Origin of the sequence: Psychrobacillus sp. FSL H8-0484, assembly GCF_038005325.1 — a bacterium.
GTDB lineage: Bacteria > Bacillota > Bacilli > Bacillales_A > Planococcaceae > Psychrobacillus.
The window spans coordinates 183805-197880 of record NZ_JBBOSZ010000001.1; the positions used below are offsets into that span (position 1 = coordinate 183805).

The 14076-nt window shown below is 34.4% G+C and carries 16 protein-coding genes; 8 read left to right on the forward strand and 8 right to left on the reverse strand.

Annotation, left to right across the window (positions count from 1 at the left end; translation table 11 throughout):
- Positions 1-48: 48 nt before the first annotated feature.
- On the reverse strand, positions 49-987 hold the full coding sequence (locus tag MHH81_RS00955) for a helix-turn-helix transcriptional regulator (RefSeq protein ID WP_340916887.1): 939 nt from the start codon (positions 985-987) through the stop codon (positions 49-51).
- 109 nt (positions 988-1096) lie between these two features.
- Between MHH81_RS00955 and MHH81_RS00960 the strand changes: the two genes are divergently transcribed.
- On the forward strand, positions 1097-1702 hold the full coding sequence (locus tag MHH81_RS00960; RefSeq protein WP_340916891.1) for a DJ-1/PfpI family protein: 606 nt from the start codon (positions 1097-1099) through the stop codon (positions 1700-1702).
- 248 nt (positions 1703-1950) lie between these two features.
- Here MHH81_RS00960 and MHH81_RS00965 read toward each other — a convergent pair whose 3' ends face one another.
- On the reverse strand, positions 1951-2952 hold the full coding sequence (locus MHH81_RS00965; protein WP_340916893.1) for a phosphotransferase: 1002 nt from the start codon (positions 2950-2952) through the stop codon (positions 1951-1953).
- A gap of 614 nt (positions 2953-3566) precedes the next feature.
- Here MHH81_RS00965 and MHH81_RS00970 point away from each other — a divergent pair.
- Positions 3567-5312 carry a methyl-accepting chemotaxis protein gene (locus MHH81_RS00970; RefSeq protein ID WP_340916896.1) on the forward strand — a complete coding sequence of 582 codons (1746 nt, stop codon included), beginning with the start codon at positions 3567-3569 and terminating at the stop codon, positions 5310-5312.
- Positions 5313-5538: 226 nt separating this feature from the next.
- Here the strand turns inward: MHH81_RS00970 and MHH81_RS00975 are convergent, their stop codons facing one another.
- Positions 5539-5850, reverse strand: coding sequence for a hypothetical protein (locus MHH81_RS00975; protein ID WP_340916898.1), 312 nt, complete (start codon positions 5848-5850; stop codon positions 5539-5541).
- Between the two features lie 355 nt (positions 5851-6205).
- On the opposite strand from MHH81_RS00975, the gene MHH81_RS00980 reads away from it, so the two are divergent.
- Genes MHH81_RS00980 through MHH81_RS00990 form a run of 3 tightly spaced genes read left to right on the forward strand, consistent with a single transcriptional unit; the run spans position 6206 to position 6912 of the window.
- Complete coding sequence (locus MHH81_RS00980; RefSeq protein WP_340916902.1) at positions 6206-6451, forward strand: hypothetical protein; 246 nt, start codon at positions 6206-6208, stop codon at positions 6449-6451.
- Between the two features lie 8 nt (positions 6452-6459).
- Entirely contained in the window at positions 6460-6663 is a 204-nt protein-coding gene (locus MHH81_RS00985; protein ID WP_340916905.1) for a helix-turn-helix domain-containing protein, read from the forward strand.
- Positions 6664-6693: 30 nt separating this feature from the next.
- On the forward strand, positions 6694-6912 hold the full coding sequence (locus MHH81_RS00990) for a DUF3955 domain-containing protein (protein ID WP_211894187.1): 219 nt from the start codon (positions 6694-6696) through the stop codon (positions 6910-6912).
- Between the two features lie 189 nt (positions 6913-7101).
- On the opposite strand, the gene MHH81_RS00995 is transcribed toward MHH81_RS00990, so the two are convergent.
- The 4 genes from MHH81_RS00995 to MHH81_RS01010 all read right to left on the reverse strand — a co-directional run bounded on the left by MHH81_RS00995 (position 7102) and on the right by MHH81_RS01010 (position 8954).
- On the reverse strand, positions 7102-7359 hold the full coding sequence (locus tag MHH81_RS00995) for a hypothetical protein (RefSeq protein ID WP_340916908.1): 258 nt from the start codon (positions 7357-7359) through the stop codon (positions 7102-7104).
- Positions 7359-7499, reverse strand: a complete 141-nt coding sequence (locus MHH81_RS01000; protein ID WP_340916909.1) for a hypothetical protein — start codon at positions 7497-7499, stop codon at positions 7359-7361. The genes MHH81_RS00995 and MHH81_RS01000 overlap by 1 nt, the downstream gene beginning before the upstream one ends.
- Positions 7500-7521: 22 nt before the next feature.
- Positions 7522-7956 carry a DUF4279 domain-containing protein gene (locus tag MHH81_RS01005; RefSeq protein WP_340916912.1) on the reverse strand — a complete coding sequence of 145 codons (435 nt, stop codon included), beginning with the start codon at positions 7954-7956 and terminating at the stop codon, positions 7522-7524.
- A 341-nt stretch (positions 7957-8297) separates the two neighbouring features.
- Positions 8298-8954 (reverse strand): LytR/AlgR family response regulator transcription factor, encoded by a 657-nt coding sequence (locus tag MHH81_RS01010; RefSeq protein ID WP_340916914.1) that lies wholly within the window; start codon positions 8952-8954, stop codon positions 8298-8300.
- A 205-nt stretch (positions 8955-9159) separates the two neighbouring features.
- On the opposite strand from MHH81_RS01010, the gene aceA reads away from it, so the two are divergent.
- Together aceA and aceB are read left to right on the forward strand one after the other, a co-directional pair.
- The gene (gene aceA, locus MHH81_RS01015) at positions 9160-10443 is read left to right on the forward strand and encodes an isocitrate lyase (RefSeq protein WP_340916915.1); all 1284 of its coding nucleotides are present in this window, start codon (positions 9160-9162) and stop codon (positions 10441-10443) included.
- A 30-nt stretch (positions 10444-10473) separates the two neighbouring features.
- Positions 10474-12072 carry a malate synthase A gene (gene aceB, locus MHH81_RS01020; RefSeq protein WP_340916918.1) on the forward strand — a complete coding sequence of 533 codons (1599 nt, stop codon included), beginning with the start codon at positions 10474-10476 and terminating at the stop codon, positions 12070-12072.
- Between the two features lie 404 nt (positions 12073-12476).
- Here aceB and MHH81_RS01025 read toward each other — a convergent pair whose 3' ends face one another.
- On the reverse strand, positions 12477-13166 hold the full coding sequence (locus MHH81_RS01025) for a BsuPI-related putative proteinase inhibitor (protein WP_340916920.1): 690 nt from the start codon (positions 13164-13166) through the stop codon (positions 12477-12479).
- Between the two features lie 108 nt (positions 13167-13274).
- Here MHH81_RS01025 and MHH81_RS01030 point away from each other — a divergent pair, with 108 nt between their 5' ends.
- Complete coding sequence (locus MHH81_RS01030) at positions 13275-13835, forward strand: hypothetical protein (protein ID WP_340916923.1); 561 nt, start codon at positions 13275-13277, stop codon at positions 13833-13835.
- Positions 13836-14076 lie beyond the last annotated feature (241 nt).

The following is a 14076-nucleotide window of genomic DNA, read 5'->3' on the forward strand; positions in this document are numbered from 1 at the left end:
AATAAGTTCAACAAAATGAGTATAGATGAATGACTTTATTATTGTTTCCTATACCAAATCACGGTATAAATCACTCAATACTAAAATTTTCTTTTTTATTTCAGCTCTTAACTCTATGGGTTCAACTACTTTTGCATGCTTTCCCATTTGTATGAAATAATCAGCCAAAAAGTCTATTTCTGTTTCACTTATTGAACCCTTAATGACTCCATAACCTTTACTGTCTATTGATATTTGATAATATGGCGAAACATTAGATTTATATGTTTCTACTCCTTCTGGTGTTAATTCCACAATAAGCTCATACTCTTTTTTTGTTGATAAAATGTTAATAATATCATTTAAGTTGGTTTCTTTTAGATCCATCTTGTCATTTCTTGCACTTAATCCGATTTCTGATATTCGATCGCAACGAAAAAGTCTAAATTCCTTCCTAAGATAACAATACGAAGGGCAATACCATCGTCCATATTGAGAAAATAATCCAATTGGTTGAATGTCTCTTTTAACCCCTAAGTAAGAAATCCAAAGCGGCTCATTTCCTATTGCCGCCATAAATAACTCTTTTAATAGAGGACTTTCTTTACTCTGATTATCTATTTTGAAATCAATCTTATTTTTGATTAAATCAATTTCATCTTTCATTTTTCCGTTTAAGTTCAGGTAGAATTTTTTGATGATTGAATTATATTCCGATTCAAAAGGTAAGCTAATAAAATGTTTTAAAGATAAAAGAGCAAAAAAGATAGAGAAAGTTTCCTCTTTTGTAAAAGAAACAGCAAGTAGATTTTTTTCTTCCAAAACTTGATATCCTCCATTAGCTCCTACCTCTGAAATTAATGGAACCCCTAAAATACTTAGTTCTTCTAAATCCCTAAGAATCGTCCTTCTTGAAACATTAAATTCATTTGCTAAATCATCTACCTTAAACTTTTTGACTCGATTAATATACAACCTTAATTCATTTAATCTAATTGCCTTACTCAAAATTTTCCCCCTTTTGCTAATTGTGTCATCATTTGTCACTATTACATTATATACTGAAGACAGTATCAAATTATTAAAATTTTTGTAATTTAATTAGGAGGGATTAAGAATGAACCAGACTGAGAAAAAAGAGATTTTAATTGTAGTGTTGGAGGAATTCGCTGATTGGGAAATGGCTTATGTAGCAGCTTTTTTAAATAATACAGACAACTACATCACTAAGATAGTTAGTATAAGTGAGGGCGTTATAAAGTCAATCGGCGGATTAAATGTTCTTCCAGATTATACCTTAAAAAGTATACCGGAAATCTTTTATGGTTTAATACTAATTGGGGGAAAATCTTGGCGTAAGCCACTAAGCAATAACGTCATTCCAATAATGGAAAAGGCACTTACAATGGATATTCCAGTAGGGGCAATATGTGATGCAACAGTTTTTATGGGAGCCAATGGATGGTTAAATGAAATAAAGCATACAAGCAATGATCTTAATGATTTGAAAACTTATGCAAAAGATAACTACAGAAATGAAATGAATTATGTACTAGAGCAAGCAGTTTCTGACGGAAAAATTGTGACCGCAAATGGAACAGCTTCATTAGAATTTGCAAAAGAAATTCTTGAATTATTAGAAGCATATCCTAAGGAGGATATTAATCAGCTTTATAATTTCCATAAATTAGGGTATTATGAGGCGGAAAAGACAAATTCATAAATATCAAATATTCATAATGCACATAATCATTTATGTGCATTTTACCTTACAAGATTTACTCTCAAGCACCTTTCTAAAAGAAAATTATTCGAAATCTTATGCTCACTTGAATTGTGAATTTTGATGTAATTTTTATCTTACTTATTCAACTAACCTGCTTCGTTAGTCCAATAAGAAAAAGAGTTACCTATGGCAACCCCATGATCTTTTACTCAAGCACTCCTTTAGTTGAAGAAAAAAGTCATTTACTACTCTATTTCCAACAGAAAAGATTTTTTATCGAGGAAAGCCCTACAATAATTTTGTGTAACATAGGGCATTCTCCGCTGTATCCATTCGTGAGCTTCTTGGTTATTGACTTTAAAACCAAAACCCCCAAAAATAGCTAAAATAAAACCCGCACTTATTAGAAATTCGTCTTCATCATTAAGATTTCTTAATGTTTTATATCCTTCTAACACTTTTTTTCTATAATTAATATTAAAAGAAGTGAGCGTAATGCCAATATCGAATAGATAATAACCATAACCTGAGAAACCAAAGTCAATAGGGATAACAGTGTCATTATTTACAATTATGTTTCCACCTTGTAGGTCGGCGTGAATAATTCCCCAATTATTATTCGTTTTTGGTGTTCTAGCAAAAATAATTTTTATATATTTCATTGTATCTAAGATCAGATCATATTGTTCTGATGTGAATAAGTTAATTTCAACACCATACTGTAATCTATCAGTCAAATTCCTATACTTTTCAATATCATAATTTGGTCGTATAAATGGTTGTGGAATAATCCAGTTATTTGAGAAATTATGTAATTTAGCTAATACAACTCCTATTTCAAAAGCAATATTTTTTGAATTTATTTCCTTTCCGGTATAAACATTGCCTTCTTTCCAAGTGAGGAGCGTTGCCAATTGAATAAAATTATTATCCACATCAACAATTGTAGAAACCAAGTTTCCTTTTTTGTTTTTAATTGGTTGCTGTAAAGGTAAAGAAGTTTGTTCGTTTAAACTATTTAGCAATTCCATCTCTGCGTTTAGTCCTTCAAAGGTATGCTGTACACCTTGTAGTCCAGAAATAATAGGGGAATGAATCCGCAAAACATAAGAATTGTTATCTTCATTATTATCTATTTTTATTGTAATATTGTCGTTATGTCTTATAAAACTTGATGAAAAATCAGTAATCCCATAATGTTCTAAAGCAATTTCAATGAGTTTATCGTAATTAATAGTTTTTTTCATTTAAGTTTTCTCCTTATTCTCCAAAAATAAGATATTACTTCTTCAACTAACCTGCTCGTTAGTTCAATAAGAAAAAGAGTTACCTCTGGCAACCCCATGTTTTTTTACTTAAGCCCCCGTTAGCCATCCATGAAGACCAGCTTCACCACAGAATATGAAAGAAAATTACGTTCTTCCATGGTAGTTCAATAAGAAGTTTTGGTTCAATCATTGCCCTAAGTGTTTGTCCAATGCAAAGGAAGCACGCCTTCGTACATAATCGTCTTCATCTTTTAAGAAATCATTTAAAAATATTCTAATCGATAATTTTTCTTCACTGATTTCTCCTAGACCATAAGCAATCTGCCATTTTTAAGCACATTTCTTCACAATCTTTATAGTGATATTAACATAAATATCCAATAAAAAAATCATCTCGCGTCTTAGAAATCTATAGAGGAAAGATGATTTTAAATCAACTTTATTATAAATAAACAAGTAAAATAATATTTTAGAAATACCAATATTATACTCCGGAAAATATTGCAAAATTTATAACTCCTGATATTCTTAAATTTGCGGGATATGTCCACGGTAGGAAATGGAATATTAAAATAATCAAAGGGAGTTCATCGATGAGAAGTAGCTTAAAAATTAAAATGTTAATGGTTTTTTCAATTTTACTTGTTATTTCGTGTTTTCTGATTAGCTTTTTTGTTTATCGTTCATCGTTAGATCTAGTGAAAGAGACTGTTGGTCAACAAAATTTAGCTATGATTGATCATGCAATCTCTAAGATAGATGATAAAGGTTATCAAAATTTAGAAATTTATGGTAAAAAGGAAGGGTATTATCAAGAATTACAAAAAGAACTAGGCTCTGTTAAAGAGTTTTATGAGGTATCTAGTTTGTATACGATGTCTCGTGTGAAGAAGGGTGAAGACTACGAATACTACTATATGGTAGATAGTACGCCAAGTGAGGGTTCAACGATTGGTGTTCAAGAGGAATCACCAGAATCCTATCCTAAGATGAGACAAGTATTTGAAACAGGGAAAGTACAATTTCAGTTATCAAATGATGAAGAATATGGTGCTATACTAGCTATTTATGCTCCGATAAAAAATAAGGCTGGAGATGTGATTGGATTATTGGGGGCAGATTTGGATGCCACAGAAGTTTATGAAGCCATGGATGCCAATCAAATGAAAATTATTACTATTACACTGATTGTCTTATTAGTAGGAATCTGCATTGTTTATTTCTTCACAGATTATTTAACGAAACCTATACGAAAATTAACATCACAAGTGAGAAAAATTGGTAATGGTGATTTAACTGTCGTGATAGAAACTGGTCGAAAAGATGAAATTGGACTTCTAACGCAAGCGTTTCAACAAATGGTATTAGATTTACAAAATATCATTCTTGGCATTAATGTTGGGTCCAAGCAGTTAATTGACACGACCAATTCAGTGGCTAAAAGTAGCGAGAAGGCAAGTGAAGCAATTAGCCAGATTTCTGCGTCCGTTCAGGAAGTATCGGCAGGAGCGCATGCACAGTATAAAAGCTCGGAGGAAAGCTCTGTTACATTAGAGCAAATGTCAGAGGGCATTCAACAAATTGCTGAAGCTTCTTCAAATGTATCTCAATTATCATCGATTAGTCTACAAAATGTAGAGATCGGAAATAGTAGCATTGAAAAAGTGATTCATCAAATGAATGTTATTCATCAATCTGTTCAATTATCGGCAAATGCAATTAAAAAACTCGAGAATCAATCAAACGAAGTTTCGCTTATTATAAATATCATTCGTGACATTGCTACACAAACGAATCTACTTGCATTAAATGCTGCGATTGAAGCGGCTAGAGCTGGTGAATCTGGAAAGGGCTTTGCTGTAGTAGCTGAGGAAGTAAGAAAGCTAGCTGAGCAATCGGAAAAATCAGCAAATAGCATATCGGATTTGATTTCTAAAATAAATGTGGATACGAATTTAACAGTACAAACAATGAATGTTGTAACAGGAAATGTAGAAGACGGTATACAAGCTGTTGAGGAAGCTGGAAAATCATTTGAAAGTATTCTCCATTCTATTCAGGGCGTAGTATCTCATACGAAGCAAGTCTCTGTAACTTCAGAAGAAATGTCAGCATTCTCGGAGGAAATCACAGCAGGAATAATGGAAACGACGATGCTTGCAAATAAGGCTGCAAAGGCAACAGGAAGTGTGGTCGACCGAACAATTGAACAAGAAAACTACAATCAAGATATCCTTTATGCCGTTTTAAAGCTTAATAAAATGGTGAAAGAACTTGAAAAAACAGTTTCAAAGTTTGATGTAGGTGTCAAAAATACAGATAGTCCCGACGTTATTTAAGAATGAAAAGATAATCTTTAGAATAAAGATTGATTAAAAAATTTCCTTCAACCTTCATTTATAAGCAAATGCAAAAACTCCATTTTGAAAAAAGATTGATCAAAATGGAGTTAATCTTTCTAACTAAGTATGAGATTTTTATAAAAAAGTTTGATCAATTAAATGAGCCTTCTTCAACTAAAGCACCCGTTAGTTGAAGAAGAAATATTTTACGTTACCACTTTACTTAAATATCTTTTACCCAAAACCAATATCTACCAGTGTTTTTTTTATTATTTGCAATCAACAATATAAAAGGAATAATGCCTAAGATAATATATAAAGTGATAAATATTGATGTTTGGAGAATTTCCATATTCTCAACTATTCCCATACAAATCATTAAGGTTCCTAAAAATAAATAAGGAAAAATTAATCCTTTTTGATAAGATTGAAACTTTTTCTCGCCTAAAATAACTCTTGTTTTTTTTGATAAAAAAAAGTCACTCTTCATTAGGTGGCTAAACCCGAAAATTATCATTAATATTCCAAAAGCCATTTAAATCCCCCTTCTTTTTCTTCAACTAAACTGCTGCGTTAGTTTAAGTACATTTCTTCACAATCTTTATAGTGATATTAACATAAATATCCAATAAAAAATCATCTCACCTCTTAGAAATCTATAGAGGATAGATGATTCTAAATCAAACTTAATTATAAATGAACAACATTTAAGCAAAAGACCAGGACTCACTGTATTCATGAGTACCTGGTTTTAATTTACGAAAAATTATTCGAAAAATGGGCATTTATAGTAAAGTAATAACAATTTATCGTTTTACGATAAAAAAACATTGACTAAGGATGTGCCGTTGGTTATTCTAGCATTAGAAAGTTGAGAAGGCGGTGAATCATTGAAACAGAAGGAATTAGCAAATTGGTTAAAAATTATTATTGTGTTTTGCTGGTTATTTGGTTTATTGTTCTGTGTCTATGTTGGACCAGAAACAGGGAAGAATATATTGTTAGATTCTGATTCCTTAAAAGAGTCATATAAACCTTTAATTGCTTTTATTTGGATAACTGGCATTCCTTACTTTTTTGCTTTATGTATAGGTTGGAGTATCTATTCAGACATTAATGTAGGCTACGATTTTTGAGGGGTAACATGGTTATCATAGTTAATCTTGATGTAATGCTGGCAAAGAGGAAATTGAGTGTTACTGAATTATCGGAAAAACTGGGTATCACAATGACAAACGTCTCAATTTTAAAAAATGGAAAAGCAAAAGCTGTCAAATTTCCAACATTAGAAAAAATATGTGAAGTATTAGACTGTCAGCCAGGTGATATCTTGGAATATAAAAAATGATTAAACTAACTTTTATGGAGGAATAATGATATGAAGAAAAAATATTTTATCGCATCAACACCAATTTTTTTAGGAGTAATCTGCTTTATTGCAAAGGCTATCATTGGAAGTAATGTAGCACCAGATGGTACCTTAGAAGAGCCCTTCTTCTTAATCCCAATTGGATTCTTATTGTTCTTCTTAGGGATTGTTTCTTTAATTGGAATGGCGCTAATTTCAATGATGAAAAAAACTCAAGTTTCGAATTAATAATGTTTATTAGTTCTTGAGAGGCTACCAACCGTTACATTAAATTCATCTAAAAAAATACCAGGTAATCACAAAAATTTGTGAGCCTGGTCATTTTTTATTGCCAAAATAAGAGCGTTAGTTCTTAATTTAAAAAAGAACTCATATTTCTTGTTGAGTTAGCGAGAAAACTTAATCCAACAGAATTAGTTATTCTGTTAAATTAGAAAAAGATTTCTGTTTTTCCCAATCAGAAGAACCTAACTTCATCCAATATTCCCCTTTTTGTTTATCGAAGATGACAAAGTAATCGTCTGCTATTGTGATAAAATCATATCTAATTTGTTCGTTTTCAGTCTCTTCAATATCTACGTGATTGGTTATTAAAGATTGGGAAATTAGCCATGAACCTAAAACAATACATATTCCCAAGAACACAATAGAAAAAGACTGTAAATTTTTACTCATTAACTTTCCTCCTCGTTTACAAATGATTTCTCCAATCCATTCATTATTTCCTTCTTCAACCAACCTGCTGCTTTAGTTGAAGAAGGAAAAAGGCTTACTCCTTTTGTAGTAAAGCACTCCGTTAGTTTAATATCTTCCATTCCCTTCTTCCAAAAATATTAACTACACTTCGTCTAGTTCGTTAAACGGATATGCATACAAATCTATATCAAAATCTGCACCAATTTCAGTAGCTAATTTACTTGCCCTTGTGTAAATGGCGAGACCTGGAGAACACCTGTTATGTATTTCAATTACAATGTAAAATTTGGCTACTAAATTATAATCTTTTTTCAAAAGCAAAATATCATTCACTTTTGATTCGAATTTTTCAATAACAGGCATTAATACTTCATCCACATCAAGCGTTTCTTTATATCCCAAACCATATTCCCAAGTGGTATAGAAATAATGTCTAGCTGAATTTAAAGGTAATGGTTCCCCTACCTTTGCTGTCCTAGACGGCTGTATATTCAATCTTTTGGTTACCTCATCTAATGGAAAATCATCATCATTATTGCTTAAGCTAAAGTAAGCTTGAACTTTTGTTTTTTCCAATATTAATCCCCCCTAAAAGTTTTAAATAATTTAGTATTCACAAAGTAATTAAGCTATTCCTTATTCGACTAAATTGCAGCTTTAGTTGAATAAGAAAAATGAGCTGTCTAAACAGCTCAATGATCTTTAAGTAAAGCACCCGGTAGCCATTCATGAAGCCCTGCTTCGAATATGCAAGAAAATTACGTTCTTCCATGGTAGTTTAATAATTCCCCTTTATTACTACCTACGCCTTCCTTTGTCTCCCCGATTAGGTGTTATTTAATGTTTTCTCTCCATTAACCGAACCTTTTACTCCAAATGGGTGATTTTTTTTGTTAATGGCGAACTTATAGAAGCTATTAAAATCCTAAAGTATTGCGAACTTCGGCTATATAAGACTGACTTACAGGAAGCTCCGTGCCATCATGAAGAAGGACTAAAAAATTGGATGTAAAATCTCGAATGATACGATCGATAAATGAAACATTAACGATATAAGAGCGATGTATTCGTAAAAAGTTGTCGGGTAATCGTTGTTGTAAATCCTTTAAAGGAATGTTTGTTTTATAAGGTTCTTTCTCCGTATAGAACCATGTTTTTTTCTGCAAGCTTTCCATGTAAGCAATTTTATCAACGGGTATGGGGCGCCAATCTTCATCCTGTTTACCTGTCAAAAAACGATAAGGTGGAGGGGGAGATATGGCATGTGGAGGGGGAAGTATGATTACTAATGCCGCGTTCTCTCCACTAATATCAATTGGATAACCCACCCCGTAATAGGGGATATGAAACAGTGCATCATCTAATACAGCCTCTGCTCGAATGCCATTTTGTAACACCAAGTCTGCAATACTTCCAGGCTGTACCTTTTGACCTTCTTTTAACTGTAAATCATGTTCTCCAGCAGCGTAGTAAATGTATTGATCTCTTGCTGCTATTGCAATGGATGCCTCTTTGGGAATCCACTCTTCTAATAAATTACTATACCGTTTTAATTGCTCCCTCGTAATTTCCACTAATACACCTCCAAAATCAAAATATTCCGTTTTCATCCGTTCTATTACTTTTTCATCCTTAAAAAAAGGTGTTTTATCCAAAAAAACATACAGAAAAAGTCATTCTGTTATATATTAGATTACAAGAAAAAACACTGTTATGATACAGTGAAAAAGTAATATTTTACATTTTTCCAAATAAAATTAATCGAGAGGCGTGTTGCACATGTCAACAAGACAACAACAAGTAGAAGAGTTACAAAATCAATGGAATGAAGAAAGTCGTTGGAAAGGGATAGAACGTCCATATTCACCGGAAGAAGTAATCAGACTCCGTGGTTCACTACAAATTGAACATACGCTAGCTCGCAAAGGAGCAGAGCGTTTATGGAGTTCCCTTCATAAAGAAGATTTCATTCATGCACTTGGAGCTTTAACTGGAAATCAAGCTGTACAACAGGTAAAAGCAGGGCTTCAAGCAATCTACTTAAGTGGTTGGCAAGTTGCAGCAGACGCAAACCTCTCGGGTCAAATGTATCCCGATCAAAGCCTTTACCCGGCAAACAGTGTACCAGCTGTAGTAAAGCGTATTAACCAAGCATTACAACGTGCAGATCAAATTGATCAAGCGGAAGGTAGAGAAGACAATTTTGACTGGTTTGCACCAATTATTGCAGATGCAGAAGCAGGATTCGGTGGACCTTTAAATGTTTTTGAACTAATGAAGGGCATGATTGAAGCGGGAGCAGCGGGGGTTCACTTAGAAGACCAACTTGCATCTGAAAAGAAATGTGGTCACCTTGGTGGGAAAGTACTTCTTCCAACACAAAATGCCATTCGCAATCTAGTGGCAGCTCGTCTTGCGGCAGATGTTTCTGGCGTACCAACTGTACTAATCGCTCGTACAGATGCAGATGCAGCAGATATGGTGACAAGTGATATCGATTCACGTGATGCTGCATTCATAACTGGAGAAAGAACTCCGGAAGGATTTTTCAAAACGAAACCAGGCATTGAACAAGCAATTGCACGAGGTTTAGCATATGCACCTTACGCAGATCTTATCTGGTGTGAAACGTCTCACCCAAGTTTAGAAGAAGCAAAACAATTTGCTGACGCTATCCGTGCACAGTTTCCAGATAAAATGCTTGCATACAACTGTTCACCATCCTTTAATTGGAAAGCGAATTTAGATGATGAAACAATTGCAAAATACCAAGTGGAGTTAGGAAAAATGGGTTACAAATTCCAATTCGTAACACTGGCAGGTTTCCACGCATTAAACCACAGCATGTTCGAATTAGCACATGACTATAAAACGAATGGTATGGCTGCTTACTCGAAGCTTCAACAAGCAGAATTTGCAAATGAAGCAAATGGTTACACTGCGACGAAACATCAACGTGAAGTAGGAACAGGCTATTTTGATGAAATTTCACAAATTGTATCTGGAGGAACTTCCTCTACAACAGCAATGAAAGGCTCAACAGAAGTTGCACAATTTGCTTGATAATTATAGTAGAAAGGAGGCTGAATCTTTATGGAACAAACTACTGCTAAAATGATTGAAATCGTAGGGAAGGATGTAAAAGGTAGTCGTGAAATTTTAACGCCCGAAGCATTAGAATTCGTGGCTTCTTTACATCACCTATTTGATCATAGAAGAAAAGAATTGTTGGTAGCGCGTCAGGTTCGCCAAGAAAAGCTAGATAACGGGGGAACGCTAGATTTTTTACCAGAAACAAAAGCAATTCGAGATGGGGACTGGACAATTGCTCCACTTCCCGAGGATTTACAAGATCGCCGAGTAGAAATTACAGGTCCAGTGGATCGTAAAATGGTTATCAATGCTTTAAATTCTGGTGCAAAAACGTTTATGGCCTGTTTTGAAGATGCAACTTCTCCAACTTGGGAGAATATGATCAAGGGCCAAGTCAATATGCGAGATGCTGCTCGAAAAACGATTTCTTACACACAACCTGAAACAGGGAAAGTATATAGCTTGAAGGAAGAAACCGCAGTGTTAATTGTTCGCCCAAGAGGATTACATCTTTTGGAGAAAAATGCACGAATTCACGGAGAAGCGATATCTGGTAGTTTCTTCGACTTTGGACTCTATTTCTTCCACAATGCGAAAGAAGCGATTGCTCGCGGAACAGGTCCTTACTTTTATTTGCCAAAGCTAGAGAGCCATTTAGAGGCAAGGCTGTGGAATGATATTTTCCTCTATGCGGAGCAGCAACTAGGTGTTCCAAACGGTACGATCAAAGCAACTGTGTTAATAGAAACAATCATGGCGGCATTCGAAATGGATGAGATTTTATATGAACTCCGTGATCATTCGGCAGGTTTAAACTGCGGACGTTGGGATTACATTTTCAGTTACATTAAACGACTTCGTAATCAATCACAAGTGATTTTGCCAGATCGCGGTCAGGTAACGATGACGTCACCATTTATGAGAGCGTATTCACAACTTTGTATTCAAACTTGCCACCGTCGGAATGCATCTGCAATCGGTGGAATGGCTGCACAAATTCCCATCAAAGGCGACGAAGCAGCGAATGAAGCAGCTTTTGCCAAAGTGAGAGAAGATAAACGTAGAGAAGCAACGGATGGGCACGATGGAACATGGGTAGCGCATCCAGGTTTAGTGACTGTCGCTTTGGAGCAATTTGAAGAACATATGCCAACACCGAACCAAATCCATCGGAAAAGGGAAGATGTTCAAGTAAAAGCAGCAGATTTACTCGAAGTACCTAAGGGGACAATTACAGAAGATGGACTTCGTCTAAATTGCAGCGTAGGGGTTCAATATATAGCCTCTTGGTTACGTGGAAATGGCGCAGCGCCGATCAATAACTTGATGGAAGATGCCGCAACAGCTGAAATTTCCCGTACTCAAGTATGGCAATGGATTCGTCACCCAGAAGGAAAACTAGAAGACGGTCGTAATATCACCATTTCACTAGCCGAACAGATTTTGACAGAAGAATTAGGAAAGATAAAAGCAACGTTTGGCAATGAAGCCTATTCAAAAGGACGCTACATGGAAGCTGCTGACCTATTTCTTTCCTTAATAAGCAAAGATGAATTTATCGAGTTTCTGACGTTGCCTGGTTACGAAAAAATTAACTAAAAAAAACGAACCCTTATAGGAGGTGATTTGCATGAAAACAACTACTCAAGAAGTAAACACCAAACATTGTCGCGAGTGCGGATGTGTTATTAATGAGCACGTAGAATCATCCCTTTACGAGTGCGAACGTTGCATCGGCATGAACGAAGAATGACTTAAAAAAGAAAAAACCAGATGTTGTACCAACTGGTCGTTGCATGAGCATGTTGCAACTACTGACAGTTTACTTTTCCAAACAAACGATCTACCAATTATGGAGAAATTCAACCTAGAACGTGAAGAAAATTACGATATAAACAATGGATATCAAGAAGTAAAAGATGAGTTCAAACCGGTTATCTTAACATCTACTTTTTAACAAAAGCAAACGAGCAAAGGGAACTTTTATATTCCCCTTGCTCGTTTTATTCTGCTAGGCTGGCAAATTGAATGACTTTTTGTTCATTCTCTACTACATACTCAACGATAAGTTTTGTTCCTTCTTCTAGCCCATCAAAGAAAGGGATTGCAACTTCAGATAGGCGCATTGCTTCGGTAGTGCCTTCTAGATTTTTCACCTCAATTGAATGGAGGTCCTGTTGGCCGATATAAGTTACTTTCTGTATTTCGACGACGAGTTTTCCAGTTGATTCAGACGTTGCAATTCCAGCCCAATCATAGGTGATCTCTATTTTAAGATCATTTAGCCCTTCCGCTGTCGACCAAACCATTAACGTGTAAGTTCCTGCTGGCACTCCTGCAAGTTCTGCCTGAAGGTATAGTGGAATAGCCCATTCTTCTCCAGGTTGTAATTTCTTCTCTTGCGTCTCTTGCATAAATAACTTATTGGCAGAATATGTGTAGATGACTTCCTTCGCCTCATTTAACAGCTGAAATTCTATTTGTTGCCCACTCGTAAACGTTAAACTAGCTTCATCCTTTCCTTCATTTTTGATAATGAAGATCGCATCTCCATCATCGTTTAAATCAATTTTAGTTAAAATACCTTTATCAGGTTCTTGGCCCCCAGTTGTAGTATTAGAATTACTAGTTCCGCAGCTAGTAATGATTAAAAGCATTAAGACAGAGAATACAGCCCATACTATTTTTTTCATCTTGTTCACTCCTTTAAGTAATTAGACTGATAGCTATTCAGAAAGTTACAAATATAATGAAAAATAAATAGTAGATTGGTATAGTTAGTAAAAAAGGAGTGGTAATAAATGAAGAAAATTCATTCTATTCTATTCTTTTTATTGCTTTTTATAATGGCCGGAGTTTTTATCTATAACGAAAATTTTAGTGAGGATGCTGTGAAAGAGAGAATTATAAATCAAGAAGGTTATATAATTAAACTTCAAAAAGAAAGTGTACCAACCGAATTTTTTATTAAGCCGGAATGGATATCATTCACTTCAGAAGAACCCCAAACAATTGATCAAGTGGTATTTAAGGACGACCAAACAAACGTGGTGCTCATGGAAGTGTGGAATAGAGAGAACGATATTTATTTTTCCTTCGGAAGCGAGTATAAATTAGACCGTCAAAGTGGAGATTTACTCGTTAATTATATCATCAGTCCAGATGGATTTTCATCGACCAGTGGTATGAATGATGTTCTTTTATTTGATGTTAATCATAACGAAATACCACATGGACAATGGGGTACCGGGCCGGCAGAACAATTTGGTTTTGGTGTTAATCCAGAGCAATATGATGCGATTAAAGAAGGATTCTTTGTTCAATATTATTTATTTAATAAATACTCATATAAAAAAGATTAATATGGAGTGTAGTATGAAGAGGACCTAAATTTATACCTCAAAATTCCTTGGAACTATATCTGAAGATTGATTTTGCAAATGATTATACGGAAGTAGAAAAAAATGCGATATGTTTATGAAATGATATTTTCAAAAGAAATAGTAAGGTGTTCGTAAGAGTGGAATTTTCACTTAACGAACGCTTATTTTATTTTGGCTCTGAAAATGAAAGATAAATAAGTTAATTTGATAAAAAGTACTT